This is a genomic window from Corynebacterium yudongzhengii (assembly GCF_003065405.1).
Lineage (GTDB): Bacteria > Actinomycetota > Actinomycetes > Mycobacteriales > Mycobacteriaceae > Corynebacterium > Corynebacterium yudongzhengii.
In genome coordinates this window covers 938,069-963,320 of record NZ_CP026947.1, presented here as the reverse complement: position 1 = coordinate 963,320, position 25,252 = coordinate 938,069, and the positions used below count along the sequence as shown (strand labels likewise).

The 25,252-nt window shown below is 65.5% G+C and carries 24 protein-coding genes; 7 read left to right on the top strand and 17 right to left on the bottom strand.

Features of this window, described 5'->3' with window-relative positions; all coding sequences use genetic code 11:
- The first annotated feature begins 32 nt into the window (after window positions 1-32).
- Entirely contained in the window at window positions 33-1,331 is a 1,299-nt protein-coding gene (locus tag C3B44_RS04420; protein WP_108431320.1) for a protein adenylyltransferase SelO family protein, read from the top strand.
- Window positions 1,332-1,349: 18 nt separating this feature from the next.
- Here the strand turns inward: C3B44_RS04420 and mqo are convergent, their stop codons facing one another.
- The gene (mqo, locus tag C3B44_RS04415) at window positions 1,350-2,849 is read right to left on the bottom strand and encodes a malate dehydrogenase (quinone) (protein WP_108431319.1); all 1,500 of its coding nucleotides are present in this window, start codon (window positions 2,847-2,849) and stop codon (window positions 1,350-1,352) included.
- Window positions 2,850-2,971: 122 nt separating this feature from the next.
- On the opposite strand from mqo, the gene C3B44_RS04410 reads away from it, so the two are divergent.
- Together C3B44_RS04410 and mtr are read left to right on the top strand one after the other, a co-directional pair.
- Window positions 2,972-4,000 (top strand): alpha/beta hydrolase, encoded by a 1,029-nt coding sequence (locus C3B44_RS04410; RefSeq protein WP_108431318.1) that lies wholly within the window; start codon window positions 2,972-2,974, stop codon window positions 3,998-4,000.
- A 28-nt stretch (window positions 4,001-4,028) separates the two neighbouring features.
- Window positions 4,029-5,423 carry a mycothione reductase gene (gene mtr / locus C3B44_RS04405; protein ID WP_108431317.1) on the top strand — a complete coding sequence of 465 codons (1,395 nt, stop codon included), beginning with the start codon at window positions 4,029-4,031 and terminating at the stop codon, window positions 5,421-5,423.
- A gap of 8 nt (window positions 5,424-5,431) precedes the next feature.
- On the opposite strand, the gene map is transcribed toward mtr, so the two are convergent.
- The 5 genes from map to dxr all read right to left on the bottom strand — a co-directional run bounded on the left by map (window position 5,432) and on the right by dxr (window position 12,656).
- A complete protein-coding gene (gene map, locus C3B44_RS04400) occupies window positions 5,432-6,304 on the bottom strand; it encodes a type I methionyl aminopeptidase (protein WP_108431316.1) in 873 nt (290 codons plus the stop codon).
- Window positions 6,305-7,043: 739 nt separating this feature from the next.
- Complete coding sequence (locus C3B44_RS04395) at window positions 7,044-8,900, bottom strand: penicillin-binding transpeptidase domain-containing protein (protein ID WP_108432551.1); 1,857 nt, start codon at window positions 8,898-8,900, stop codon at window positions 7,044-7,046.
- 95 nt (window positions 8,901-8,995) lie between these two features.
- Complete coding sequence (ispG, locus tag C3B44_RS04390; protein WP_108431315.1) at window positions 8,996-10,165, bottom strand: flavodoxin-dependent (E)-4-hydroxy-3-methylbut-2-enyl-diphosphate synthase; 1,170 nt, start codon at window positions 10,163-10,165, stop codon at window positions 8,996-8,998.
- An 83-nt stretch (window positions 10,166-10,248) separates the two neighbouring features.
- Window positions 10,249-11,463: a M50 family metallopeptidase gene (locus C3B44_RS04385; protein ID WP_108431314.1), complete on the bottom strand. Its 1,215-nt coding sequence runs from the start codon at window positions 11,461-11,463 to the stop codon at window positions 10,249-10,251.
- Between the two features lie 20 nt (window positions 11,464-11,483).
- Window positions 11,484-12,656 carry a 1-deoxy-D-xylulose-5-phosphate reductoisomerase gene (gene dxr / locus C3B44_RS04380; protein ID WP_235840446.1) on the bottom strand — a complete coding sequence of 391 codons (1,173 nt, stop codon included), beginning with the start codon at window positions 12,654-12,656 and terminating at the stop codon, window positions 11,484-11,486.
- 169 nt (window positions 12,657-12,825) lie between these two features.
- Between dxr and C3B44_RS04375 the strand changes: the two genes are divergently transcribed.
- Complete coding sequence (locus C3B44_RS04375; RefSeq protein WP_235840447.1) at window positions 12,826-13,308, top strand: DUF2631 domain-containing protein; 483 nt, start codon at window positions 12,826-12,828, stop codon at window positions 13,306-13,308.
- Between the two features lie 483 nt (window positions 13,309-13,791).
- Here C3B44_RS04375 and rlmN read toward each other — a convergent pair whose 3' ends face one another.
- A complete protein-coding gene (gene rlmN / locus C3B44_RS04370; RefSeq protein ID WP_108431311.1) occupies window positions 13,792-14,889 on the bottom strand; it encodes a dual-specificity RNA methyltransferase RlmN in 1,098 nt (365 codons plus the stop codon).
- Window positions 14,890-14,982: 93 nt separating this feature from the next.
- Here rlmN and C3B44_RS04365 point away from each other — a divergent pair, with 93 nt between their 5' ends.
- Entirely contained in the window at window positions 14,983-15,354 is a 372-nt protein-coding gene (locus C3B44_RS04365) for a LapA family protein (protein ID WP_235840448.1), read from the top strand.
- A 12-nt stretch (window positions 15,355-15,366) separates the two neighbouring features.
- Window positions 15,367-15,984 carry an NAD(P)H-binding protein gene (locus C3B44_RS04360; protein ID WP_108431309.1) on the top strand — a complete coding sequence of 206 codons (618 nt, stop codon included), beginning with the start codon at window positions 15,367-15,369 and terminating at the stop codon, window positions 15,982-15,984.
- Between the two features lie 16 nt (window positions 15,985-16,000).
- Here C3B44_RS04360 and C3B44_RS04355 read toward each other — a convergent pair whose 3' ends face one another.
- The 5 genes from C3B44_RS04355 to rpsB all read right to left on the bottom strand — a co-directional run bounded on the left by C3B44_RS04355 (window position 16,001) and on the right by rpsB (window position 20,424).
- Window positions 16,001-16,945 carry a phosphatidate cytidylyltransferase gene (locus C3B44_RS04355; protein ID WP_108432550.1) on the bottom strand — a complete coding sequence of 315 codons (945 nt, stop codon included), beginning with the start codon at window positions 16,943-16,945 and terminating at the stop codon, window positions 16,001-16,003.
- Window positions 16,946-17,022: 77 nt separating this feature from the next.
- Window positions 17,023-17,580 carry a ribosome recycling factor gene (gene frr, locus C3B44_RS04350; RefSeq protein ID WP_108431308.1) on the bottom strand — a complete coding sequence of 186 codons (558 nt, stop codon included), beginning with the start codon at window positions 17,578-17,580 and terminating at the stop codon, window positions 17,023-17,025.
- A 95-nt stretch (window positions 17,581-17,675) separates the two neighbouring features.
- Complete coding sequence (gene pyrH / locus C3B44_RS04345; protein ID WP_108431307.1) at window positions 17,676-18,362, bottom strand: UMP kinase; 687 nt, start codon at window positions 18,360-18,362, stop codon at window positions 17,676-17,678.
- A 212-nt stretch (window positions 18,363-18,574) separates the two neighbouring features.
- Complete coding sequence (gene tsf / locus C3B44_RS04340; RefSeq protein ID WP_108431306.1) at window positions 18,575-19,402, bottom strand: translation elongation factor Ts; 828 nt, start codon at window positions 19,400-19,402, stop codon at window positions 18,575-18,577.
- 167 nt (window positions 19,403-19,569) lie between these two features.
- Entirely contained in the window at window positions 19,570-20,424 is an 855-nt protein-coding gene (rpsB, locus tag C3B44_RS04335) for a 30S ribosomal protein S2 (protein ID WP_108431305.1), read from the bottom strand.
- Between the two features lie 382 nt (window positions 20,425-20,806).
- Between rpsB and C3B44_RS04330 the strand changes: the two genes are divergently transcribed.
- Window positions 20,807-21,337: a M23 family metallopeptidase gene (locus C3B44_RS04330; protein WP_108431304.1), complete on the top strand. Its 531-nt coding sequence runs from the start codon at window positions 20,807-20,809 to the stop codon at window positions 21,335-21,337.
- On the opposite strand, the gene C3B44_RS04325 is transcribed toward C3B44_RS04330, so the two are convergent.
- Genes C3B44_RS04325 through C3B44_RS04310 form a run of 5 tightly spaced genes read right to left on the bottom strand, consistent with a single transcriptional unit; the run spans window position 21,300 to window position 25,248 of the window.
- Window positions 21,300-22,184 (bottom strand): tyrosine recombinase XerC, encoded by an 885-nt coding sequence (locus tag C3B44_RS04325; RefSeq protein ID WP_108431303.1) that lies wholly within the window; start codon window positions 22,182-22,184, stop codon window positions 21,300-21,302. The two genes, C3B44_RS04330 and C3B44_RS04325, sit on opposite strands and share 38 nt — an antisense overlap.
- Before the next feature lie 19 nt (window positions 22,185-22,203).
- Window positions 22,204-23,379 (bottom strand): DNA-processing protein DprA, encoded by a 1,176-nt coding sequence (gene dprA / locus C3B44_RS04320; RefSeq protein WP_108431302.1) that lies wholly within the window; start codon window positions 23,377-23,379, stop codon window positions 22,204-22,206.
- Window positions 23,372-24,481, bottom strand: coding sequence for an ATP-binding protein (locus C3B44_RS04315; RefSeq protein ID WP_328588291.1), 1,110 nt, complete (start codon window positions 24,479-24,481; stop codon window positions 23,372-23,374). The genes dprA and C3B44_RS04315 overlap by 8 nt, the downstream gene beginning before the upstream one ends.
- Window positions 24,369-24,896 carry a magnesium chelatase domain-containing protein gene (locus C3B44_RS12115; RefSeq protein WP_328588292.1) on the bottom strand — a complete coding sequence of 176 codons (528 nt, stop codon included), beginning with the start codon at window positions 24,894-24,896 and terminating at the stop codon, window positions 24,369-24,371. Before C3B44_RS12115 ends, C3B44_RS04315 begins: the two co-directional genes overlap by 113 nt.
- Window positions 24,883-25,248: a YraN family protein gene (locus tag C3B44_RS04310; RefSeq protein WP_108431301.1), complete on the bottom strand. Its 366-nt coding sequence runs from the start codon at window positions 25,246-25,248 to the stop codon at window positions 24,883-24,885. Before C3B44_RS04310 ends, C3B44_RS12115 begins: the two co-directional genes overlap by 14 nt.
- Window positions 25,249-25,252: the final 4 nt, after the last annotated feature.

The window sequence follows — 25,252 nt, the reverse complement described above, 5'->3', positions numbered from 1 at the left end:
GCGGGCTAGTTTACGCTGCTAGCGTGGGGCCCATGGTTACTCCCCCGTTGGAACACACCTACGCCGACACCCTCCCCGAGCTCGTCGCTCGCTGCGACCCCGAGGAGTTCCCCCACCCTGAGCTGGTGGTACTCAACGACCCCTTGGCAGAGTCGCTGGGCTTGGATACCGATTGGCTGCGCAGCGCAGAAGGGATGGATTTCCTCTGCGCCCGAGGCCTTGAGACCGTGGCCTTGGGCTATGCGGGCCATCAGTTCGGGCAGTACTCACCGCGCCTGGGTGATGGCCGCGCGCTGCTTTATGGCGAGCTGGTGCATGAGGGCAGACGCTTTGATCTGCACGCGAAGGGAACGGGGCGCACGCCGTTTTCACGCCCGGGCTCGGATGGCCGCGGCACGCTGACCTCCATGCTGCGTGAGCTGTTGTATTCGGAATCCCTCGCCGCCCTGGGTGTGCCCACCACCCGCACGCTGGCGGTTCTCACTACGGGGCGCACCGTGGTGCGCGAAAACGGGCCCGAGCCGGCGGCCTTCCTCATCCGGGTGGCCGAAGGCCTCGATCGAGTGGGCACGTTCCAGTACGCGCGCTCCGGATCGCCGGAGGTCGCCCGCCGGCTCGCGGACTATGACATCCACCGCCACTACCCCGCCGCCCGCGAGGCAGAGAACCCGTACCTCGCGTTCTACCGCTCGGTGCTCAAGCGCTCGGTGAAGACGGTGGCTCAGTGGATGCGCCTCGGATTCATCCACGGCGTGATGAACACGGACAACACCGCCATCAGCGGGCAGACCCTCGACTTCGGACCGTGTGCGTTCACCCCGCGCTGGGAGGCGGATGCGGTGTACTCTTCCGTCGATACGCAAGGCCGTTACCGCTTCGGCAACCAGCCGATCGTTTTAAAGTGGAACCTCGCGCGTTTCGGCGAGACGTTGGTGGATCTCGTCGGTGTTGAGGAGCTGACCGCGGCTCTCAACACGTTCGACGAGTACTACCGCGAGGCTGCCGACGAGCAGGCCCGCCTGCTTTTGGGAGACGAGGCGAGCCGGGAAGATATCGAGGACTATGAGAAACGGCGCGCCCAGGCCGAGGATCTGACGCTTTTCCACCGCGAGCTCGCCGGGGAGAAAACCGGGGAGAAAGCGCCGCTTTTTATCCCGCGCAACCACCTGGTGGCGGACGTGCTCGAGCGCGCCCGGGGTGGGGATCTCACAGGTTTCGAGGCGCTGCTGAATGCCGTATCGAATCCTTATGACGACGGGGCCGGCGATAGAGCACTGGCATCACCGGCCCCGGAAGGCTTCGGCCCCTTCATCACCTACTGCGGGACGTAGGGGTATGAAGCAAGCCCTTTAGCGCTCAAGCTTCAGGGTCTTCTGGGTGTAGTCCCACATCTCCTTGAAGATGTCCTCGTTGTCCGCGAGCTTCTTGTTGTAAGACGGGATCATCTCGTAGAGCTTCGGCCCCCAGTCGATCATGCGCTCGCCGAAGCAGCGCTCGATGAGCTCAAGCATCGCCGCCGGCGCGATGGAGGCACCCGGGGAGGCGCCCAGCAGGCCGGCGATCGAGCCGTCGATGTCGTTGACCAGGGCGGTGCCGAACTCCAGGGAGCCGAAGCGCGGGGCGGCGGCCGGCTTGATCACCTGGACGCGCTGGCCGGCGATGACGGTCTCCCAGTCCTCCGGCCGTGCCGAAGGGACGTAGGCCTTGAGGTCTTCGAGGCGGTCCTCGAAGTCCTTCGCCACCTCAGAGACCAGGTACTTCGTGAGGCTGAACTCCTGGACGGCGACGCCGAGGTAGGAGGGGATGTTGTCCGGGCGGATCGACTTGAACAGATCGAGGTTGGTGCCCTTCTTCAAGAACTTCGGGCTCCAGCCGCCGTAGGGGCCGAACATGAGGCCCTTCTTACCGTCGATGACGCGGGTATCCAGGTGCGGCACGGACATCGGCGGGGCACCGACCTTGGCCTTGCCGTAGACCTTGGCGGAGTGGTTGTCGATGAGCTCCTGGTTGGTCGAGCGCAGCCACAGGCCGGAGACCGGGAAGCCGGCGTAGCCGTTGACCTCCGGCACCTTGGCCTTGCGCAGCAGGTCGAGGGCGTAGCCGCCGGCGCCGACGAAGACGAACTTCGCCTTGGTCACAGTGGTGTCGCCGGTGTGGACGTTCTTCGCGGTGATCTTCCAGTGCGAGCCTTCGCGGGTGAGGTTTTTGACCTCGTGGCCGTAGCGGACCTCGGTGCCCGCGGCCTTCGCGGCGGTGAGGAACTGCTTGGTCAAAGCGCCGAAGTTGACATCGGTGCCCTGCGGGGTGCCGGAGTAGGCGACCTTCTCGGCCTCGAAGTCACGGCCTTCGCTCATGACGGGCAGCTTCTTGGCGAAGCCCTCCTTGTCGTCCACGAACTCGAACTCGTTGAACAGCGGGTGGTCCTTCAGGGCCTCGTAGCGACGGCGCAGGTACGCCACCTGGTCATCGCCCTGGGCAAAGGAGAGGTGATCGACAGGGTTGATGAACTCGCGCGGGTCATCGAGCACCCCGTTGTCCAGCTGGTGCGACCAGAACTGGCGGGAGATCTGGAACTTCTCGTTGATGCCGACGGCCTTGGAGAGGTCGATGCGGCCGTTCTTCTCCGGGGTGTAGTTCAGCTCGCAGAGCGCGGAGTGGCCAGTACCGGCGTTGTTCCACGGCGAGGAGGATTCCTGAGCGGCCTCGTCGAGGCGCTCGAAGATCATCTGGCTCCAGCTGGGCTCCAGCTCGCGGAGCATGGCTCCGAGGGTGGCGCTCATGATGCCGGCACCGATGAGAACAACGTCGACCTCATCGGTGGGCTTCTGGTTTGTGCTTTCCTGGGACACCGTGGATTACCTCGTCTTCCCTACTCGCGGGTGCAGATGGATGTATCTATCCTATAAGCCTAGACCCTGGCGTGAGCCAGTGTGGCAACGGCCACCGGCGCTACCCAGTTATGGTGGGGCCCATGAGCACCCATGCTGCGAAGGACGACTGGCACGCCGACATGTTTGGCGACGATTTCCACTCGCTCACCCTCGATCTGGGCAAAGACCCCGAACACGAAGGCCGGGTCTTCGCCACCCTCGTGCGCTACCGGCCCGGTGATCTTTCCGACGCTGAAGCCTTAGAGCGCCCCGCCCTGATATGGGTGCCGGGGATGTCGGATTACTTCTTCCAGAAGCATGTCGCCAAAGCTGCGCATGAGGCCGGCTACGCGTTCTATGCCCTCGATCTGCGCAAGTGCGGGCGCTCCCACATCGAGGGCCAGCGCTGGCACTACAGCGAGAACTTCGCCCACTACTTCCCCGATCTCACCGGCGCGCTCGACGTTCTTACCGAGATCGGCCACGATCGTATCTACCCGCTGGCGCATTCCACCGGCGGGCTGATCGTGCCGCTGTGGCTCGATCACCTGCGCCGCTCGGATCCGCAGCGCCACTCGCTTATCGCCGGCGTGGTGCTGAACTCGCCCTGGCTGGACATGATGTATCCCCGGTGGTTTGTGGAGATGCTGAAGCCGGTGGTGCGTGTCGTCGGCAAGCGGTGTCCGCATATGACGTTTCCGGGCGGCAACATCGGCCCCTACGGGCAGTCGGTGCATATCTCCCAGCACGGCGAGTGGGACTTCGACACCACCCTCAAGCCTTTGGCGGGCCACCCCAAATACCTCGGGTGGCTTCTGGCGGTGCTCACCGCCCAGGAGCAGGTGCACGCCGGGGGCGTCGACGTCGGCGTTCCCGTCCTTACCCTCATGTCCACCGAGTCGCATTTGGAGGGCACATACTCGGCGGTCTCGGACACCGCGGACGTGGTGCTCGACGTCGATCAGATCGCCCGCTGGGCGCCGCGCTTGGGCTCTAAGGTCTGCGTGGCCGCGATCGAGGGCGCGCGCCACGACGTCTTCCTCTCCCTGCGCTACGCCCGGCAGAAGGCATTCAGCACGCTCTTCGACTGGTTGGATACCCACGAATCGCGCGCAAGTACCTCCCGATAGGCTCACTGGGGAAGAAAGGAGACCTTTAATGACGAACCTTCAAATCGACGAGCACTACGATCTGATCATCATCGGCACCGGCTCCGGCAACTCGCTGCCCGATGAGCGTTTCGACGACCAGCGCATCGCTATCGTCGAGAAGTCCACCTTCGGTGGTACCTGCCTGAACGTCGGCTGCATCCCGACGAAGATGTACGTCTACGCCGCCGACACCGCCTACGCCGCGCGGCACTCGGAGAAGCTCAACATCTCCACCACCTACGAGAGCGCCGACTGGCCGAATATCATCGACCGCGTGTTCCATAACCGCATCGATAAGATCGCCCAGGGTGGTGAGGACTACCGCCGCGGCGACGAGACCCCCAACATCGACGTCTACGACCACCACGCCCGCTTCATCGCCCCGAAGACCCTGGCCACGGGCATCGGCGGTGATAAGAAGGTGATCTCGGGCGAGCAGATCGTGCTGGCCGCCGGCTCGCGCCCGGTGATCCCGGAGGTCATCGCCGAATCCGGCGTCCCGTACGAGACCAACGAGACGGTCATGCGCCTCGATAAGCAGCCGGAGTCCATGATCATTCTCGGCGGCGGGTTCATCGCGATGGAGTTCGCGCACGTCTTCGAGGCCCTGGGCACGAAAGTGACCGTGATCAACCGCTCGCCGCTGCTGCGCAAGCTCGACCACGACATCACCGAGCGTTTCAACGACATCGTGCGCGAGCGTTTCGATGCCCGCATCGGCCGCACCATCGCGGCGGCGCGCAGGGAGGGCAGCGGTGTCGTCGTCACGCTCGACGACGGCTCCGAGGTAGCCGCCGACAGCCTGCTCGTGGCCACCGGCCGGCGCCCCAACGGCGACCAGATGGACCTAGACAAGGCGGGCATCGAGATGCTTGACGACGGGCGCGTCCGCGTCGACGACTACGGCCGCACCACCGCCGCCGGCGTCTGGGCGCTTGGCGACGTCTCGTCGCCCTATCAGCTCAAGCACGTCGCCAACGCGGAGGCCCGCGCCGTGCAGCATAACCTCCTCCACCCCGACGACCTGCAGGCGATGCCGCACGACAACGTGCCCTCGGCGATCTTTACCCACCCGCAGATCGCCACCGTCGGGCTGAGCGAGTCAGAGGCCCGCGACGCTGGCTACGACGTCACCGTGAAGGTGCAGGCCTACGGCGACGTCGCCTACGGCTGGGCGATGGAAGATCACCACGGCGTGGTCAAGCTCATCGCCGACCGTAAAAGCGGGCGGCTGCTCGGCGCGCATCTCATGGGCCCGCAGGCCTCTACGCTCATCCAACAGCTGATCACCGTCATGGCCTATGACATCAGCCTGCGCGACTTCGCCCGCCGGCAGTACTGGATCCACCCGGCGCTTCCGGAGGTCATCGAAAACGCCGTGCTCGGCCTGGAGTTTGCTTAGGTCGTTGTTTAGGCGTCCGGGAGCGTCAGGATTTCGTTGCCGTCTTCGGTGATGACGATGGTGTGCTCGAACTGGGCGGTGAACTTGCCGTCCCGGTTCTGCACGGTCCAGCCATCGTCCCAGATGTCGTAGTCCAAGGCACCCAGGTTGATCATCGGCTCCACCGTCAGCGTCATGCCCGGAACGAGCACGTCGCGGTAGGTCTCGGAATCGTAGTGCAGGACCACGAGACCGTTGTGGAACGTCGGGCCGACACCGTGACCAGTGAAATCCGTGACGACGTTATAACCGAAACGCTTCGCATACGCCTCGATCACGCGGCCAATCACGTTGATCTCCCGGCCCGGCTTCGCGGCCTTGATGCCGCGCATCGTGGCGTTGCGAGTGCGCTCCACCAGCAGCCGGTGCTCCTCGCTGACGTCACCGGCAAGGAACGTCGCGTTGGTATCACCATGCACGCCATTCTTGAACGCCGTGACATCGATATTGACGATGTCCCCGTCCTCGATCACCGTCGAATCCGGAATGCCGTGGCAGACAATCTCATTGAGCGACACACAGGTGCTGCGCGTATAGCCGCGGTAGCCGAGCGTCGACGGGTACGCGCCGTGATCGAGCAGGTACTCGTGGGCGATCCGGTCGATCTCATCCGTGGTCTTGCCAGGAGCGACGGCGGCGCCGGCGGCGGCTAAAGCATTCGCGGCGATCTTTCCGGCCTCCCGCATGGCCTCGATGGTCTCGGGCGTCTGCACGTGCGGCTCACCCACGTTTTCCTGCACCGAATCCTTCCACGCATACTCCGGACGCGGAATCGAATCCGGCACCGGCGGCGCGGGGATGGGTTTTCCTGGAGTTAGTTTCGCACGAGTCATGAACGCCATCGTATCCCTGGGGGGTCGTGGTGTGCGGGTTTGGGGCGGTTTGGGGTGGGGCTGAAGAGGCGGCTGGATTGCGGTCCTGTACTGGTGGGGTGGCTGGGGGTTCATAGTGCTTTATCGCTGGTCGAATTCACCATGACGAAAGGAGTCCGGAAACGAGGGCCCTTTCGACCTCGCGAGACTGTTTTAGGGGCCACTCATTTCGACCAGCGCTAGCGCCACATGAGCGCTGGAGTCACAGATACCGCCGCAGAGCCCTATATCGTTAAACACGGGACTCGTGAGACGAACGAGACTGAAGAGGGAGGCAAGTACCGGCACTGCATGAGCAGGCCGGCCAAGCACCCATAGCGCTTTAACGCTGGTCGAATTCACCATGACGAAAGGAGTCCGGAAACGAGGGTCCTTTCGACCTCGCGAGACTGCTTTAGGGGCTACTCATTTCGACCAGCGCTAGCGCCACATGAGCGCTGGAGTCACAGATACCGCCGCAGAGCCCTATATCGTTAAACACGGGACTCGTGAGACGAACGAGACTGAAGAGGGAGGCAAGTACCGGCACTGCATGAGCAGGCCGGCCAAGCACCCATAGCGCTTTAACGCTGGTCGAATTCACCATGACGAAAGGAGTCCGGAAACGAGGGTCCTTTCGACCTCGCGAGACTGCTTTAGGGGCTACTCATTTCGACCAGCGCTAGCGCAACATAAGCCCCAACACACCGCCAGAGCCAAAGCAAGCCCCCTACTCCCCCGCAGCAGCCACAGCCGCATCAGCAGCCCCAGCCGCATCCGCCTCCACATCCCCGCCGGAACGCAGCTCGTCGAGGGTGCGCAGGAACTGGTCGGTGGCCTGAACAGCCAGTTCGGAGCCGGCGCCACCGACGACGAGTGTCGCGAACGCTAGGTCATCGCGGTAGCCGGTGAACCAGGAGTGCGAGCCGCCGTCGTATTCGGCTTCCCCGGTCTTGCCGTGGATCTCTCCCTGCGCGGACATGCCGGCGGCAGTACCGGAGGTGACCACCGAGCGCATCATCTGCTGGACCGCGGCGATGACCTCGGGGTTCGGGTTTGGAGGGTGGTGATCGGAGGTGGTTGGTTCGCCGTCGATAAGCGTGGGTGTGGGCCGTGTGCCGGCGGCCGCCGTCGCCGAGACCAGCGCCATGCCGAGCGGGCTGGCGAGCGTGTGGCCCTGCCCGTAGCCGGCCTCGGTGCGTTCGAGGGGTTCGTCGCCATGCGGGACGGAGCCGGTGGCGGTGGTGAGGCCGGGGATGTCGTAGTCGATGCCGAGGCCGAACTCGAGCGAGGTTTCCTCGAGTTCGCCGGGGGCGAGCTGGGTCGACAGGTCGGCGAAGGTGGTGTTGCACGACTGCGCGAAGGCGCGTTCCAAAGGCACGCTACCCAGCGAGAACTGGTTGTAGTTGACCACGATGCGCCCGTAGATGTCCTGGGATCCCGGGCAGCCGACGATCGATCCCGGCGCCAGGCCCAAGCGGTCGACGGCGGCCGCGGCGGTGAGGATCTTGAACGTCGAGCCCGGCGGGTATTGGCCGGTCAACCCGATGTTGCCTTGAGCGTCGGCGTCTTCGGTTTGGGTGACGGCGAGCACCTGGCCCGTCGACGGCTTCATCGCCACGATCACCGCCTGCCTCCCGGCGAGGTTTCCCAGCGAGCGCTCGGCGGCGCGCTGGACGTCGTAGTCCAGGCTGATTTCCACCGCCGGGGCGGGCGCGGGCGGTTCATCTTGGACCGATTCATAGGAGGCGCCGTGCTCGTTGACGATGTCGACGCTCCAGCCCGGCTCACCGATCAAACGCTTGCCGACGATCTCGCCCACCCGCGCCAAGGTGTCCGGGGCGAAGCCGGGGTCATCGGCGACCATGGCGGCTTCTTCGTTGATGCGCACGCCGGGGGTATCGGCTAGCGCGCGCTCAAGCGGCTCGATCGCACCGTCCGGCACGGTGGTCACGGAGTACGTACCGCTGGCTTCGGCGAGGTCGCGGGCGAGGTTATCGGGGGTGTCGATATCCACGGCATTCAGAGCAGAGGTGATGGTTGCGGCGGTGGCGCGCGGATCGTCGGCGTCGTTGGTATCGACGAGCACCCGCCCCACCGTGCCCGGGCTCATGAGCGCCACGCCGTCGGAGGAGACGATCGAGGCGGGCTCGGGTTCAGTGGTCCGCAGCTCTAGGTGCTGCCCGGTACCGAGCTCTGGGTGCAAAAGGCTCGGTTGCCAGCGCACTGTCCATTCGTCTTGCGTCTTGGTCAAAAGCAGCGACGCCGGGTACTCGAGGACGCGTTCGCGGGGCAGCTGCCAACTCAAGGTGTAATTGGCGCTGGCTTGATCGCCGTTGTGGGTGATGGTGAGGTCTCGGAAAGATGCCTGCTCGACCTGCAGACCCTCGCGGGTGCGCACGATGGCTTCTTCAGCCTCATCGGGGCGATCGACGATCTCGAGCAACTCGCCAATGGCTCCCGTGGTGAGGGCTTCTAGGAAAGATTCGGCGACCGGCTCAGCGCTGGCGGGACGCGGCGTGCACGCGACGAGCGTGCCGGCGCACACGACGGCCAGCAGCATCGCCAGTGCCATCAGCCTTTTCATGTCCAGCACTGTAGGCGGGTGTCCACGTGTGAGACCCAACACGCGCCCAGATCCGAATAGTCCAGCCTTAGGGCTTGATTATCCGCCGGCGTCTGCTACTGCGTGATCTTGACCTCGGTCTTGCCTTCGCCCTCCATGGACTCGAGGCCTTCTTCCTCGGCGATGCGCTCGGCTTCCTCGATCAGCGTTTCCACGATCTTGGACTCCGGCACGGTCTTGATGACCTCGCCCTTGACGAAGATCTGGCCCTTGCCGTTGCCGGAAGCGACACCGAGGTCAGCGTCGCTGGCCTCACCTGGTCCGTTGACGACGCAGCCCATCACCGCGACGCGCAACGGCACGTCGAAGCCTTCAAAGGCGGCGGTGACTTCGTCGGCAAGCTTGTAGACGTCGACCTGCGCGCGGCCGCACGACGGGCAGGAGACGATCTCAAAACCGCGTTCGCGCAGGTTGAGCGCCTGCAGGATCTGGTCGCCGACCTTGATCTCCTCCACTGGGTCGGCCGAGAGAGACACGCGGATGGTGTCGCCGATGCCCTCGGAGAGCAGGGCGCCGAAGGCGACGGAGGACTTCACGGTGCCGGCGAATTTCGGGCCCGCCTCGGTGACGCCGAGATGCAGCGGGTAGTCGCACTGCTCGGCGAGCTGGCGGTAGGCCTGGGTCATCAGCACGGGGTCGGAGTGCTTGACCGAGATGGCGATGTCGCCGAAGCCGTGCTCCTCGAAGAGGGAGGCCTCCCACAGCGCGGACTCGACGAGCGCTTCCGGGGTGGCGCGGCCGTTGTACTTCTCCAAGAAGCGCTTATCCAGCGAGCCACCGTTGACGCCGATGCGGATCGGGATGCCGGCATCCCCGGCGGCCTGGGCGACCTCCTTGACGCGGCCGTCGAACTCGCGGATGTTGCCCGGGTTCACGCGCACGGCGGCGCACCCGGCGTCGATAGCCGCGAAGATGTACTTCGGCTGGAAGTGGATGTCCGCGATCACCGGGATCGGCGACTTCTTCGCGATCGCCGGCAGCGCCTCCGCGTCGATCGGCTTCGGCACGGCGACGCGCACGATATCGCATCCCGCGGTGGTCAGCTGCGCGATCTGCTGCAGGGTGGAGTTGATGTCGTGGGTCTTGGTGTTGGTCATGGACTGTACGGACACCTGGTGGTCAGAGCCGACGCCCACGCTTCCGACCTGCAGCTGGCGGGTCTTGCGGCGCTTCGCAAGCGTCGGGGGCGGACCGCTAGGGATTCCGAGACCGATATTGGTCGACATTCACTACTCCTTGAACGCACATGCTGGTAGGCGGTGTCTTTGACCTACCCTAGCACCACAGAAGCTTTCTCCCAGGCGCGCCTTTAGCCGAACAGGCGGATGGGATTGACCACATCGGCGATGAGCACCAACCCACCCAAAGAGATGAGCGCTGCGGCGGCGACATAGGTGATCGGCATGAGCTTTTCGTAGTTCACTGGCCCGCCCGGCCCGCGTCCGTTGAGGCGGCGGAAGAAGTCGCGGATCCTCTCGAAGAGCACGACGGCGATGTGCCCGCCGTCGAGAGGCGGCAGCGGCACGAGGTTGAACAGGGCGAGGAAGAAGTTCAGCGACGCCAGCATCATGAAGAACACGTCCCACAGGGAACGTTCGGCGAGCTCGCCGCCGATCATCGAGGCACCGACGACGCTCATCGGCGAATCCTCCTCGCGCTGACCGCCGAGCACCGCGTTGATCAGCCCCGGGATTTTCGACGGCAGGCTCAGCACGCCCTCGACGGTCGCCTCCAGCATCTGGCCGGTCAGCGCGAAGGTGGCGCCGACGGCCTCGACGGGACCGAACTGGCGCACCGCATCCTCGATGGGCTGGCTGACCAGCCCGACGGAACCGGCCGCAAAGGGCTCGCCGCCGGTGGTATACCGCGTGACCTCGTCGATGGTGACGGGCACCTCGGAGATCTCGCCGCCGCGCTCGACGCGGAAGTCGACGGTCTCGCCCGGCTTCTCGGCGACTTCCTCGGCCAGCTGGGGGAAGTCCTCGATATCTTGGCCGTCGACGGCGAGGATGCGATCGCCGACTCGAATGCCGGCCTCGCCGCCGGCGCCGGTACCGACACACGGCTCGAGCTCCCCGGTCTCCGGGTTCTGATCCGACGTGCAGGTCACCTCGCCGACGGTCGCGGTGTGATCGGCGTAGGGGTTCGGAATCCCGGAGGCCACCGCCACCGAGTAGATGATGCTGAGGCCGAGCAGGATGTTGACCGCCACCCCGCCGGAGAGCACGGCGACGCGCTGCCACCACGGCTTATTCACCATGGCGTAGGGGGCTTCCTCGTCGGTCACATAGTCGTTGGCGGTCATGCCCGCGATCTCGCAGAACCCGCCGAAAGGCACGGCGGCCACGCCGTATTCGGTATGCCCCTTGCGCACGGAGGCGAGCTTCGGGCCGAAGCCCACGAAGTAGCGGCGCACCCGCATGCCAAAGACCCGGGCAGAAAGCATATGCCCCAGCTCATGCAGGGCGATCGTGATCGCGATGCCAACCGCGAAGGCCAGGACTCCGGCCAGATAGATAGCCACGGCGGGTAGGCCTCCCTTCCCTAGCGGCGGGCGAGCTTATCGACGGCCCCATTCGCCCGCCGGCGCGCCTCTTTCTCCACCGCCCAAATGCCGTCGATGCTCGACGGTACCGCAGCGAACTCGGAGGCAGAACTCAGCACGTCAGCCACCGTATCGACGATCTCCACGAACCCGATCCGGCGCTTCAAAAACGCCGCCGCGGCCTCCTCGTTCGCCGCGTTGTAGACCGCCGGGTAGGCCCCACCGGCGGCCGCCACCTCGCGGGCGAGCCGGACGGCGGGGAACGCTTCGTCGTCAAGCGGGAAGAACTCCCACGTGGACGCCTGTGCGAAGTCGAGGGCCGGCTGGGCCGCCGGCACGCGCTGCGGCCAGGCGAGAGCGTGGGCGATCGGGAGTTTCATCGACGGCGGCGAGGCCTGCGCGATGGTGCCGCCGTCGACGAAGGTGACCATCGAGTGGACGATGGATTGGGGGTGGACGGTGACGTCGATGCGCTCGGGCGCGACGTCGAAAAGCAGGGTGGCTTCGATGAGCTCGAGGCCTTTGTTGATGAGCGTTGCCGAATTCAGCGTGTTCATTTGCCCCATCGACCACGTCGGGTGCTGGGCGGCTTCCTCCGGGGTCACATCAACCATCTGCTCTCTGCTGCGGCCGCGGAAAGGCCCGCCGGAGGCGGTGAGCACGAAACGGTCGACCTCTTCTTCCCGACCGGCACGCAGACACTGCGCCATAGCCGAATGCTCGGAATCGACGGGCACGATCTGGCCCGGCGCCGCCATCTCGGTGACGAGCCGACCGCCGGCGACCAGGGATTCCTTGTTCGCCAGCGCCAGGGTCACGCCGCGTTGAAGCGTCGCGACGGTCGCGCGCAAACCCATCGAGCCAACCAGGGCGTTGAGGACGGTGTCGGCGTCGAGGTCGTCGACAAGTTCGTGCGCTTCTCGACGCACCCGCCCACCCAGCGCGTCGCCGACCGTGCGGGCGGCCTCGGGGTCGGCGACGGCGACGCAGTCGGCGCTGAGGTGGAGGCGGCGGGCCTGCTCGATGAGCGTGGCCGGATCCGAGCCGCCGGCGGCAATGCCGACGACCTCGAACATCTCGGGGCGCTCAGCAATCACCTCAAGGGCCTGCGTGCCGATCGAACCAGTAGAACCAAGAATCAGAATGCGACGGGGCTGATTGTGGGAATTCACACGTACCATTGTTCCACGCCGGTGGCGTCAAGCCGCAGTAGTATGGGGGTAGATGTCCCCGCCGCGGGCCCAAGTATGCAAAGATATACGGGAGAAAATATGCAGTGGCGGGCCACCTGGCACACAGGTGGTTGTCGGGCACTTACAGGTATTTCTAAGGAGAGCGAACGTGGCTGCATCCCACAACGAGACCTACGAGGTCTACAACGGTGTCTCTACCCGCGACGTCCCCCACGCCAAGTGGGGCTACAGCGAGCTCAACCGGACCACCGTCCAGGTCGCCGGCTGGATCTCCGTCGCCGTGCTCCTGCTGTTCAACTTCGGTAACCACGAAGGCCACGTCGAGACCATCTGGCTCATCTCCCTGGCGGCGGTTGTGGCCATCGGCCTGATCCTGCACGCCTTCGAGCCGCGCCTCGGCCAGGTCCGCACCCTGACCGGCCACAACAAGCCGGAAGGCCACGTCGAGCCGGACCACGTCTACAACCAGAAGACCCTCTCTGGCCAGTACGCCGAGCTGACTGACTCCCAGCTGCGCTCCCTCAACATCGACCCCTCGCGCGTCGCCCACCTGCGCAGCGGCAATAACGCTGCGGTGTCCTCCGGCGCTGCTACCGCTGCTACCGAGGTTGACGGCAGCCTCGAGAAGTAGGTTTTTGAGCTCTGGGTCTTTGTACCCCCGGGTTTTACCCCGCTTTGTTTTGCCCCGCTTGGCCGGTTTTCGGTCGGCGGGGTTTTTGCGTTGGGGCGTACGGATGCTGGGTGGATCGCGGGGCTTGGGGCTCTCGTGGCTATATAGCGATATCGCTTTATCACGCCTGGCCGAAAGGAGGGGCCCCTAAACGAGTCTCGCGCGGTCGAAACGAGCACTCCTTTAGGGGTGACCCATTTCGGCCAGCGATAGCGCTACATGCGAACACGACGCGGACCGGACTGAAAACCAGGTCACAGAGCGCATGGCACCCTAGTGACATACAGCGATATCGCTTTCTCACGCCTGGTCGAAAGGAGGAGCCCCTAAACGAGTCTCGCGCGGTCGAAACGAGCACTCCTTTAGGGGTGGCTCATTTCGACCAGCGATAGCGCTTCATGCGAACACGAGCAACAACCCCAAACCCCCAACCCCACACACAACCTACTTCTCTTCGGCGGCGAGCTGCCCGCAGGCAGCTGCGATCTCCTGCCCCTTGGTATCGCGCACGGTACAGGGAACACCCTGGGCGCGCACGCGGCGGACGAACTCGTCCTGGCGCTCCTTCGGCGATGCGTCCCACTTCGAGCCCGGGGTCGGGTTCAGCGGAATGAGGTTGACGTGCACCTTCGAGCCGAGCGCGCGGTGCAGTTTGCGGCCCAGCATGTCGGCGCGGAAGTCGTGGTCGTTGATGTCGCGGATCAGGGCGTACTCGATGGAGACGCGCCGGCCGGAGCGGTCGGCGTAGTAGCGGGCGGCGTCGAGGACTTCCTCGACCGAGTAGCGGGTGTTGATCGGCACGAGGGTGTCGCGCAGTTCGTCGTCTGGGGTGTGCAGAGAGACGGCGAGGGTGACGGAGAGGTCTTCGTCGGCAAGCCGGCGGATCGCCGGGGCCAGCCCGACCGTGGAGACCACCACGTTGCGCTGCGAGATGCCGAAGCCTTCCGGTACCGGGGCGGTGATCTGGCGGACCGCGCTGACGACGCGCTTGTAGTTCGCCAGCGGTTCGCCCATGCCCATGAAGACGATGTTGGATAGGCGCGAGCCTTCGTCGTGAAGCATCTTTGCCGCCGCGCGCACCTGGTCGACGATCTCCCCCGTGGTCAGGTTGCGGTCGAGCCCGCCCTGGCCGGTGGCGCAGAACGGGCAGTTCATGCCGCAGCCAGCCTGGGAGGAGATGCATAGGGTGGCGCGCTCCGGGTAGCGCATGAGCACCGATTCGAGCAGGGTGCCGTCGTGGAGGCGCCACAGCGACTTGGTCGTCTCGCCGTCGTCGGTGTCGTGGGTGCGCAGCGGGCTCATCAGCTCCGGGAACAGCGCGTCGGCGACCTCCTGGCGCTTGGCCTCCGGCAGGTCGGTCATCGTGGAAATATCCGCCTCGTAGCGGCCGTAGTAGTGGCGCGCGATCTGGTCAGCTCGGAATTTGGACAGGCCAAGGTCCGCGAGGGCGTCGATACGCTGCTGGGCGGTGAGGTCAGCGAAATGCTTCGGCGGCATCTGCGGCCGGTTGGGCGTAAATTGCAACTTCACGGGTTGAGACATAACGCCTTCATCTTCGCACGTAATCGCGCATACTGCCCAATTTCCGGCGCGCCCCAGGCCGCGGTAAGCCATGAGCCGGTTCATAATATGACTATGACTTCCCCGAACGACCCTGGCCGCACCGAAGACGTCGATCCGGCCGAGGCTGCGTTCGACAGCCAGCCCAGCCAGCCCAGCCTGCCCGAACAGAAAGAACAGCCAGAACCAGAAGAGCGCAAGATCCCCTCGAGCCTGGCCGGCGGCACGTGGGCGGCGCTGATCATTGGCGCTCTGCTGCTCATCTTGTTGATCGTGTTCATCGTGCAGAACCAGCCGCAGGTCGAGGTCAACATGTTCGCCTGGTCCTGGCAGTTCCCCGCCGGCATCGCTTATTTGATCTCCGCGATCATCGGCGCGTTAATCATGGCGCTGATGGGCGGCTGGCGGATGCTTGAGCTGCGTCGGCAAATCCGGCGGAGCCGCTAAAGAAATTCCGTTATGGTGGGCACCATGTCCATCATCGTCATCGGAGCCCACGGAAAAGTTGCCCGTCACGCCCTACCGCTACTCGCCAAGATGTCTGACAAGCTCCGCGGTGTCATCCGCAACCCGGATCACGCCGCCGAGGTAGAAAAGCTCGGCGCCACCCCAGTCGTCGAGGATGTCACGAAGCTTGACGACGAAGCATGGCAACGCCTCCTCGAAGGAGCGCACACCGTCGTCTGGTCGGCTGGCGCCGGCGGCGGCGACCCGGAGCGTACCTACGCCGTCGACCGTGACGCGGCGATCGCGTCGATCGATAACTGCCCGGATTCCGCGCACTACATCATGGTCTCCTACTGGGGAGCCTCCCGCGGCGACGAGATCGACGAGAATGACTCCTTCTACCCGTACGCGATCTCGAAGAAGACGGCGGATGAGCATCTGCGCAGCACGAAGCTGAAGCACACTATCTTGAAGCCCTCCATGCTCACGGACAACGAGGCCGGTGACATCCGCACCGGCAGTGAGGACGAGACCGAGCCGGGCTCGACGTCCCGGGAGGCAGTGGCGCTGATGATCGCTCGCCATACGGCCGAAGGCCCGGCCGGCGATTTCTGCTTCGTCGACGACTAAGTCGCGAGCTGCCTACCTACCAGCCGGGCGAGGTCAGCACCGCCAGCACGATCCAGGTGACGGCCGCGGCCGGCAGCATGCCATCGAGGCGGTCCATCACCCCACCGTGTCCGGGGATGAGCCCGGACATGTCCTTGATGGCGATTTCTCTTTTGAACTGCGACTCCACGAGATCGCCCAGGGTCGCACACACCACCAGGGCTATACCTAAGACGGAGCCGATCCACCACGGCTCGTCGAGAAGCAAGCCCACCAGCAAGGTGCCGGCGATCGTGCCGAAGATGAGCGAGCCGGCTGCGCCCTCCCAGGACTTGTTGGGGCTGATCGCCGGCGCCATCGGCCGCGAGCCGAACATCACGCCCGCGATGTAGCCGCCGGTGTCGGAGGCGACGACGCAGACCATGAACGTGACGATGAAGAAACTGCCCGGCACTCCCCAGCTTTCGAGGAGGGAGAGCATCGCGGCGAAAGAGCCGAACAGCGGGATCCACACGAGGAGGAAGACCCCGACGGCGGTATCGCGCAGGTAATTCGTCGGGGCTTGGTTCACGCCGTGGTGGAACATCCGGGTGAACATCAAAATCAGCGCGGAGCTAGCGAACGCCGCGATCACCCCGGCGGTGCCGAAGGGCCAGGACAGCCACACCATGGCTTGTCCGGCGACGATCATGAAGGTGCGCGGCAGCATGAACGAGTGCTCGCGCAGGCGGGTGACCGTCTCCCAGGTTGCGAGGCCAATCGCGGCGGCCACAGTGGGATACCAGGCGACGGGGCCGATCCAGATTGAGAGGATGACCAGCGCGCCGAGCACGATGCCCACGGTGATCGCGGTCGGCAGATCGCGCCCCGCCGAGTTCTTCGGCTTGGGTAGATGCTCGATGTGGATGCGCTCGCCGAGGCCGCGGCCGATCGGGCCGATGCGCCCTAGGCCGGAGTCATCCGGTTGGTCGGTCAAACCCATCGTGGCCACGCCCTTTCGCCGCATCACCGCCGTTCATTGATTTCTGTCACAGCAATCCGCTGATCCAACGGATCACTCTAGACCTCCATGAGCTCCTTTTCCTTGGCGTCCACGACCTCGTCGACCTTCTCGACGTAGCTGGAGGTGATCTTCTCCAGCTCCTTCTCGGCGGCGTTGACCTCGTCCTCGCCCGCGTCGCCGTCCTTCTGGAGCTTCTTCAGCGCATCCATGCCCTTGCGGCGGATGTTGCGGATGGCGATCTTGCCGTCCTCGCCCTTCGAGCGGGCCAGCTTCACCATTTCCTTACGACGCTCCTCGGTCAGCTGCGGGATGGTCACGCGCAGCACCTGGCCGTCGTTGGTGGGGTTAACGCCGAGATCCGAGTTGCGGATGGCGTTTTCGATCTCGTCCATCGACGAAGGGTCATAAGGCTTGATGAGCAGCATGCGTGGCTCCGGCGCGGTGATGGAGGCCATCTGCGGGATCGGGGTCGGCTGGCCGTAGAACTCGGCGACGAGGCCGTTGAACATGTTCGGGTTCGCACGCCCAGTGCGGATGGTCACCAGCTCTTCGCGGGTGTGCTCGACCGAGGCGGCCATGTGCTTCTTGGCGTCGGCGAAAATGTCGTCGATCATGGAAAGCTACCTTTCTGCGGAAAGCTTTCTTACAAAAGCTTTACAACGTTGGTTACTGTTTAAAGAATCTAGCAAAGCCTGCGGCTAAACCCGCACTACGAAGCCACAAGCGTGCCGATCTTCTCCCCCGCCACCGCGCGGGCGATGTTGCCGTGCGTCAACAGGTTAAACACCAAGATGGGCATGTTGTTGTCCATGCACAGGCTGAAGGCGGTGGCATCGGCGACCTTGAGGCCCTTCTCGATGACCTCGCGCGGCGTGACCTCGGTGTAGAGGCGGGCATCCGGGTTGGTGCGCGGGTCGTCGTCGTAGACGCCGTCCACGCCCTTGGCTAAGAAGAGTACGTCGCAGCCAATCTCCAGGGCGCGCTGGGCGGCGGTGGTGTCGGTGGAGAAGTACGGCATGCCCATGCCGGCGCCGAAGATGACGACGCGGCCTTTCTCCAGGTGGCGGGCGGCACGCAGCGGCAGGTAGGGCTCTGCGATCTGGGCCATGTTGATGGAGGTCTGCACGCGGCACTCGACGCCCTTCTGCAGTAGGAAGTCCTGCAGGGCCAGCGAGTTCATCACGGTGCCGAGCATGCCCATGTAGTCGGAGCGGGCGCGTTCCATGCCGCGCTGCTGGAGCTCGGCGCCGCGGAAGAAGTTGCCGCCGCCGATGACCACGGCGATCTCCGTGCCGGTGCGGGCGACCTCGGCGATCTGCTCGGCCACGTTATCCACGACGTCCGGGTCGATGCCGACCTTGCCGCCGCCGAACATCTCGCCCCCGAGCTTGAGCATCACCCTCCGATAACCGTTTCCGGTAGATCCTGCCTCGGACTGCTGATCGGTAGTCACCGTCGAATTCTCCTTCTGCGGTCTCGGTCTCGGCGTATGCCGGTGATCGGTCGCCACAATCCTACCCCGCGAAAGCGCCGAGAAAATACTAAGACCCCGCCTCGGTGCGCGGTGCACCTCAGGCGGGGTCTCTCTCTCGTAGGCAGCGAGAGCGTTTAGCCCTGGCCGACCTCGTAGCGGACGAAGTCGGTGACCTCGATGCCGGCGGCGTCGGCGACGTCCTTGACGGTCTTCTTGTTGTCAGCGACCGACGCCTGCTCGAGCAGGACGACGTCCTTGTAGAAGCCGTTGAGGCGACCCTCGACGATCTTCGGGATGGCCTTCTCCGGCTTGCCCTCCTTGCGGGTGATCTCCTCGGCGATGCTGCGCTCCTTCTCCACCACATCGGCCGGGACGGACTCGCGGTTGAGGTACTTCGGCTTCAGCGCGGCGATCTGCAGGGCAATGTTGTGGGCGCCCTCCTCGGCCTCAGCGCCGGTGCCGGTGTAAGCCACCAGCACGCCGACGGCCGGCGGCAGGTCGGCGGAGCGGCGGTGCAGGTAGACCTTGACGTTCTCGGCGTCCAGGGTGATGGCACGGCGCAGCTCGAGCTTCTCGCCGATCTTGGCGGAGAGCTCCTCGGTGGCCTGGGAGGCGGGCTTGCCGTCGATCTCGGCGGCTGCGAGCTCCTCGGCGGAGTTGGCCTTCGCGGCAGCGGCGGCCTCGGCGACCTGCTGGGCGAAGTTCTTGAACTCGTCATTCTTGGCCACGAAGTCAGTCTCGGAGTTGATCTCGATCATGGTGTTGCCGGATACCGCGATGAGACCCTCGGACGCGGTGCGGTCGGCGCGCTTGCCGACGTCCTTGGCGCCCTTGACACGCAGGTTCTCGACGGCCTTGTCGAAGTCGCCGCCGGTCTCCTCGAGTGCCTTCTTGCAGTCGAGCATGCCGGAGCCGGTAACCTCGCGCAGCTTCTTAACGTCAGCAGCAGTGTAGTTCGCCATAGTGGGGGCGATCCTCCTCGTATCGAATATTTCTCGCCCTACAGAGCGTAGTCGACGTGTGCTGATCCTGCCGTCAGCAGGGCCGACACACCACCCAGACCACCTCTGGTGGCGACGGATGTGGCCCCCAACCAGCGTTATCAGTCGGGGGCCACGATCAAACCGTTTTAGTTGGCGTTCTCCGTCCCCTGAGCGGCCTCGGCGGACTCCGCCTGCGGCTTCTCAGCGGCGGTCTCCTCGGCGCCGGAGGCGGCAGCAGCGGCCTCGGCGTCCTGGGCGACCTTCTCCTGGGTATCGCCAGCGGCCTCGCGGTCGGCGGCGAGCTTGCGCTCCTCGCGGGCCTTCTTGCCCTCGATGACAGCCTCGCCCACGATGTGGGTGAGCAGCTTGGTGGAGCGGATAGCGTCGTCGTTGCCCGGGATCGGGAAGGTGACCAGATCCGGATCGCAGTTGGTATCCAGGATGGCGACGACCGGGATGTTGAGCTTCTGCGCCTCGGCGACGGCGATGTGCTCCTTGTTGGTGTCGACGACCCACATGGCCGACGGCACCTTGTTCATGTCGGAGATACCACCCAGAACGCGCTCGAGCTTGAGGCGCTCGCGGGTCAGCATGAGGATCTCCTTCTTGCCGCGACCCTTGTAGCCGTCCTCGGCTTCCTCCATGGCGCGCAGCTCCTTGAGGCGGTGCAGACGCTTGGAGACGGTCTGGAAGTTGGTCAGCATGCCGCCGAGCCAGCGGTGGTTGACGTACGGCATGCCGACACGCTCAGCCTCCTCCTGGACGGCCTCCTGGGCCTGCTTCTTGGTGCCGACGAACAGGATGTGGCCACCGTGGGCGACGGTCTCCTTGACGAACTCGTAGGCCTCATCGATGTAGGTCAGCGTCTGCTGCAGGTCGATGATGTAGATGCCGTTGCGGTCGGTGAAGATGAAACGACGCATCTTCGGGTTCCAGCGACGGGTCTGGTGTCCGAAGTGGACACCAGCGTCGAGGAGCTCGCGCATGGTTACGACTGCCATGGGATGAATCTCCTTGGGAGTGCACTAGTTTTCGGTTGCTTACTTGTCCATGCGGGTTTTGTCCCCAGCCTTTAAACTCAAGGCCTTCGGCATTGCCCGTATCCTGGCGACAGATCCACCCCGAACACCCGCTCCCCTTCTAAGAGAAGGCGGGACCACGTCCGTGATGAGTGTGTCTGCCGCGCGAAGTCAGTCCACCCGCCGAGCATTTCTGCCAGCGGGCACACTGCTAGAGCTAACCATAGCGTCGATGGTCGGTAGGCACAAAACGAAAATGCAGGCTGTCCACAGATTCGGCCGAATTCCGCCCCAGCTGCGACCGGCACGCGAGTTATCCACAGGCCTAAAAGCGGCCGCTGACGTTTTCGGTCACGATACTGCCATGGACTTACTCACTCATTCGTGCCGTATCCGCCGCGTGCTCACCGTGCTTTTCATAGTGGCCGTGTGGCTGGCCTGTGCCACCACCACTCCTCTCTTTGCTTATGTCGATCCCGTCACCCGCAGCCCCAGCCCCTCCGGGGTGTTACGCGGCGCCGATATCCCGGAGCAGAACTGGCAGCCGGGCCACCGCGGCGTGGATCTGCGCGCCGAGGTGGGCGAGACGATTCATGCCGCCGGAGACGGGGTGGTGGCCTTCGCCGGCGTGGTCGCCGGCACCCCGGTGGTCTCCATCGATCACCCGGATGGCCTCCGCACCACCTACCTACCGGTCAACGCGTGGGTCACTGAAGGCGACGAGGTCACCGAGGCAGAGCCCATCGGGGTGTTAGCCGCCCCGACCGACGGCTCGTCGGGACTGCACTGGGGTGCGCTGACCGGCCCGGATCGCTATATCGACCCGCTGAGCCTGCTCGATGCGCCGGTGATCCGGCTCAAGCCCGTGGATGGGCCTGAAGAAAGACCTCTTTGAGCCTTTCTGCGGAGACGTGGGTATAGATCTGGGTGGTCTGCAGTGAGGAGTGCCCCAGCATCTCCTGGACCTCGCGCAGATCCGCCCCGCCTTCTAACAGGTGGGTGGCCGCCGAGTGCCGCAGGCCGTGCGGGGTCAGCTCCCGCACTCCGGATTTTTGGGCGCTCTTCTCGACGATCCGGCGCACCTGCCGCGGATCGATCCGCCGGCCGCGCATCCCCAAGAACACCGCATCTTCTGCCTCGCCGCGATCGAGCTGGGCGCGGCCGTCGTCAAGCCAGAGTTGCACAGCGCGGGCTGCCTGGGTGCCGAAGGGCACGATGCGTTGCTTGTTGCCCTTGCCGGTGACCCGGGCGGTGCGCCGGGATAATTCGAGATCCTGGGTATCGAGACCGACGAGCTCGCCCACGCGCATGCCGGTGGCATAAAGCAGCTCCAGGATGGCGCTGTCGCGCTGCGCTTCGGCATCGTCCGCGCTCGGGGCGGTGACCAGCTCCTCGGCTTGGGTGGGGCTAAGGACCTGCGGCAGGTCGCGCTGGATCTTCGGGGTGGCCAGCCGGCTGGCGACGTCGGTGGCCAGATAGCCCTGGCGGGTCGCCCACGTGCTAAACGCCCGCGCGCTGGCGGTGCGCCGCGCCAGGGTGGCTCGCGACTTGCCGGCGTAGACGGCCTCGGCCAGCCAGGAGCGCAGCGCATTCAGGGTGAACTCCGCGAAGCTGCCCACCGAGCGGGCGAGGTCTTTGAGGTCGCTGCGGTAACCGCGCACCGTGGCCTCGGAGCGCCCGCGCACGAGGCGCTGGTATTCGGCGAAATCCTCGATCGCCTCCACCAGCTGACTGTTACTCATGGTGTACGAGTGTAACGGGTTAATTCTGATCCGCGGTGCGCCTCCAGCAGGTGTCCTCGCGCACGACCAGGCCGCGGCGGGAAAGCTCCACCAACAAGGTGACGGTCAAAGGCACGGTCATCCCGGCCTCGCGGGCGATGGCGTCGGTCTCCCTCGCCTCCCGGCGCGGCAGCGCGTCGAAGATGCGCAGCTCGTTGCGGCTTAGGGCCTGGATCTCGTCGGGGGCGAAGGCGAGCTCATATTGCTGCTCGGTGTCGCAGGCGCTGAGGGCTTCGAGGAGGCCGCGGATATCGGCACCCGAGGTCACCAGCTGGGCGCGGTTGTGCCGGATGCGCTGGTGACAGCCCAAAGACGTCGTCGAGGTTATCGGCCCGGGCACCGCCATGGACACCCTTCCCAGCCCTTCGGCCCAGCTCAGCGTATTCAACGCCCCGGAGCGCCACGCCGCCTCGACAATCACGGTGCCCTGCGTGAGCGCGGCCACCAGCCGGTTGCGGGTTAAGAAGCGGTGGCGCTGCGGCGGGGTGCCCGGCGGGTACTCGGTGACGATCGCGCCGGGGCGCTGGGCCGTCGGTATCGCCTCGAACAGGGCCCGGTTATCGCTCGGATAGACTCGGTCGATGCCGCAGGCTGAGATCACCACCGTCGGGGCGTTCGCCGCCAACGCGGCCTGGTGGGCGGCGGTATCGATGCCCTTCGCCCCGCCGGAGACGATCGTCCAGTGATGCCCTGCGAGATCGCTAACCAGCTGCTCGGTGGCGGCTATCCCGTAGCGTGTGGCCGTACGCGTGCCCACCATGCCGACCGCGCTACCAGTGAGCATCCTTAAGTTGGCGCCGCGCACCCACAGCGCGTGCGGGCTCACCGCATCCGACTGGTAGGTGTGCAGGTGCTCGCTGAGGCCGGTGTCTGCGCATCCGAAGGCATAATCGAGTTCGGTTGTCGGCCATTCCTCGTCGTCCGGCGTGATCAGGCGCGCGTGACGACGCTGCGCCTCCTCCAAATCCCGCTGGGCGGAATCCACCTGGTAGCGTGCCTCGGTCACCCGGGCGAGCTCGCCGATCCAACTGGCGCGGGTGCGCACACCGCGGGCGATGGCGTCCGCATCATAGCCGGCATTGAGCAGCGCCCACAGCTCCCGCGAGGGGCCCTCGATCACGCGGTTGAGATACGCCCAACTCTTCTTCTCACTCATGCCAGGCTCCGTTCTTGTCGCCTCCGCGCAGCTCTAGAGCGCGGGCGATGTGGTCGATGTTGGGGCGGGCGGCGGCGTCGAGATCTGCCAGCGTCCAGGCCAGCCGCAGGGTGCGATCGACGCCGCGTTGGGTGAGCTCGCCGTCGGCAAGCGCGACCTCAACCAGCGCCATGCCGGCATCGTCGGCTGGGGCGTTACGGCGCAGATGGGCGCCGTCGATACGCGCGTTCGAGCAGCCGAAGCGTGCGAGCGACCGCTGGCGGGCGGCGTTGACGCGCTCGGCGATGGGGGCCGAGGGTTCGGCGTCGTCGAGTGTGAGTCCGGCGCCGTGACCCGTGGTGTGCACCCGCATGTCGATGCGATCGAGCAGCGGGCCGGAGAGATTCGCCAGGTGGTGGCGGCGGGCGTGGACGCTGCAGCGACAAGCGGTGGGATCCCCAGCGCCGCAGCGGCACGGGTTGGTGGCCAGCAGAAGCTGGAAACGCGCCGGGAAGACCAACGAGCGGGTGCCGCGGCGCAGGACGACCTCACCGTTTTCGATCGGGGTGCGCAGGCCGTCGAGGACGTGGGCGGGGATCTCGGAGGCTTCATCGAGAAACAGCAGGCCGTGATGGGCCCGGGTGATCGCGCCGGGGCGCAGCGTGCCCGAGCCGCCGCCGATGAGCCCGGTGCGGGTGACCGTGTGGTGTGGCCGAGAGATCGGTGGTGTGCGGTAGCCGCGGCGGGTATCGGTATCGCCGGCGACGGATTCTACGGCGGCGACCTCGAGGGCCTGGGCGGCGTCGAGCTCCGGCAGGATCGACGGGATGCGCTCGGCGATGAGCGACTTGCCGGATCCAGGCGGTCCGGTCATGAGCATGTGATGCCCGCCGGCGGCGGCGACCTCGGCGGCGTGCCGGGCGTGTTTCTGCCCGGCGATATCGGCGAAATCGGGCGGCGCGGCCGCGGGCGCCTCTTGGGCACCTCGGATGCGGGCTTCCTCGGTGGCGCTACACAGCTCTTCTTCTCCCAGCGCCCAGCGCCACACCTCCTGCAGCGTATGGGCGACGAAGGTCTCCCCGGTGGAAATGCGCGCGGCTTCCGCGGCGTTGGCGGCGGGCACGATGACCCGGCGCAGGCCTTTTTTTGCCCGCCGCGGAGACCGCCGGCACGACCCCGGGAACCGGGAGGATCTCGCCGCTTAGGCCCAGCTCGCCGAGGATGAGCGTGTCGTGTAATTGTTCCGCGGCGCGCGGGTCGGTGGCCGCGAGGATGGCCAGGCACATCGCGAGATCCGCGTGTGAGCCGCGCTTGGGTACGTCGGCCGGCGACAGGGAGACGACGATCTTGGTGCGCGGCCAGCGCAGCTGCGAGTTCGCCACCGCGGTGCGCAGGCGGTGGCGGGATTCCCGCACCGTCGTATCGCCCATGCCGACGATATGGGTGCCGGGCAGGCCGGGGCCGGTGTTCGCCTCGACGGCGACGATGCGCGCCCCGACGCCCTCGATGGCGGTGGTCATGGTTCTAGCAAGCGGCATCTTCGATCCCCCGGTAATGCTCGATCGACATACCCGGGCTGTAGGTGATCAGCTCGAGGACGTCGAAGCGCACGATCGTCGGCGGACGTCCTTGCAACCAGCGCGCGGCGGCACGCCGCAGGCGGGACAGCTTGCGGCGATCCACCGCCTCGGCGCCCCCGAAGCCGTCGTGGCTGCGGGTTTTGACCTCGACGAAGACCACCTCATCACCGTCGACGGCGATGAGGTCGATCTCGCCGCAGTCATAGGAGACGTTGCGGTCGATGATGCGGTATCCGCGCTGGTTGAGATAGGAACTGGCGAGGGCTTCTCCCCGGCGGCCGAGGGCCTGCCGGGCGTTGCTCATAGTCATGGGT

Bases quoted from the DNA above. Each gene is read 5' to 3' on its own strand.
- C3B44_RS04325 (WP_108431303.1), bottom strand. From the start codon at position 22,184: ATGAGTAACAGTCAGCTGGTGGAGGCGATCGAGGATTTCGCCGAATAC.
- dprA (WP_108431302.1), bottom strand. From the start codon at position 23,379: ATGAGTGAGAAGAAGAGTTGGGCGTATCTCAACCGCGTGATCGAGGGC.
- C3B44_RS04365 (WP_235840448.1), top strand. From the start codon at position 14,983: ATGACTTCCCCGAACGACCCTGGCCGCACCGAAGACGTCGATCCGGCC.
- C3B44_RS04420 (WP_108431320.1), top strand. From the start codon at position 33: ATGGTTACTCCCCCGTTGGAACACACCTACGCCGACACCCTCCCCGAG.
- rpsB (WP_108431305.1), bottom strand. From the start codon at position 20,424: ATGGCAGTCGTAACCATGCGCGAGCTCCTCGACGCTGGTGTCCACTTC.
- C3B44_RS12115 (WP_328588292.1), bottom strand. From the start codon at position 24,896: ATGCCGCTTGCTAGAACCATGACCACCGCCATCGAGGGCGTCGGGGCG.
- rlmN (WP_108431311.1), bottom strand. From the start codon at position 14,889: ATGTCTCAACCCGTGAAGTTGCAATTTACGCCCAACCGGCCGCAGATG.
- C3B44_RS04355 (WP_108432550.1), bottom strand. From the start codon at position 16,945: ATGGGTTTGACCGACCAACCGGATGACTCCGGCCTAGGGCGCATCGGC.
- ispG (WP_108431315.1), bottom strand. From the start codon at position 10,165: ATGTCGACCAATATCGGTCTCGGAATCCCTAGCGGTCCGCCCCCGACG.
- frr (WP_108431308.1), bottom strand. From the start codon at position 17,580: ATGATCGACGACATTTTCGCCGACGCCAAGAAGCACATGGCCGCCTCG.
- C3B44_RS04330 (WP_108431304.1), top strand. From the start codon at position 20,807: ATGGACTTACTCACTCATTCGTGCCGTATCCGCCGCGTGCTCACCGTG.
- C3B44_RS04310 (WP_108431301.1), bottom strand. From the start codon at position 25,248: ATGACTATGAGCAACGCCCGGCAGGCCCTCGGCCGCCGGGGAGAAGCC.
- C3B44_RS04395 (WP_108432551.1), bottom strand. From the start codon at position 8,900: ATGAAAAGGCTGATGGCACTGGCGATGCTGCTGGCCGTCGTGTGCGCC.
- map (WP_108431316.1), bottom strand. From the start codon at position 6,304: ATGGCGTTCATGACTCGTGCGAAACTAACTCCAGGAAAACCCATCCCC.
- tsf (WP_108431306.1), bottom strand. From the start codon at position 19,402: ATGGCGAACTACACTGCTGCTGACGTTAAGAAGCTGCGCGAGGTTACC.
- C3B44_RS04410 (WP_108431318.1), top strand. From the start codon at position 2,972: ATGAGCACCCATGCTGCGAAGGACGACTGGCACGCCGACATGTTTGGC.
- pyrH (WP_108431307.1), bottom strand. From the start codon at position 18,362: ATGCTCAAGCTCGGGGGCGAGATGTTCGGCGGCGGCAAGGTCGGCATC.
- C3B44_RS04360 (WP_108431309.1), top strand. From the start codon at position 15,367: ATGGTGGGCACCATGTCCATCATCGTCATCGGAGCCCACGGAAAAGTT.
- mtr (WP_108431317.1), top strand. From the start codon at position 4,029: ATGACGAACCTTCAAATCGACGAGCACTACGATCTGATCATCATCGGC.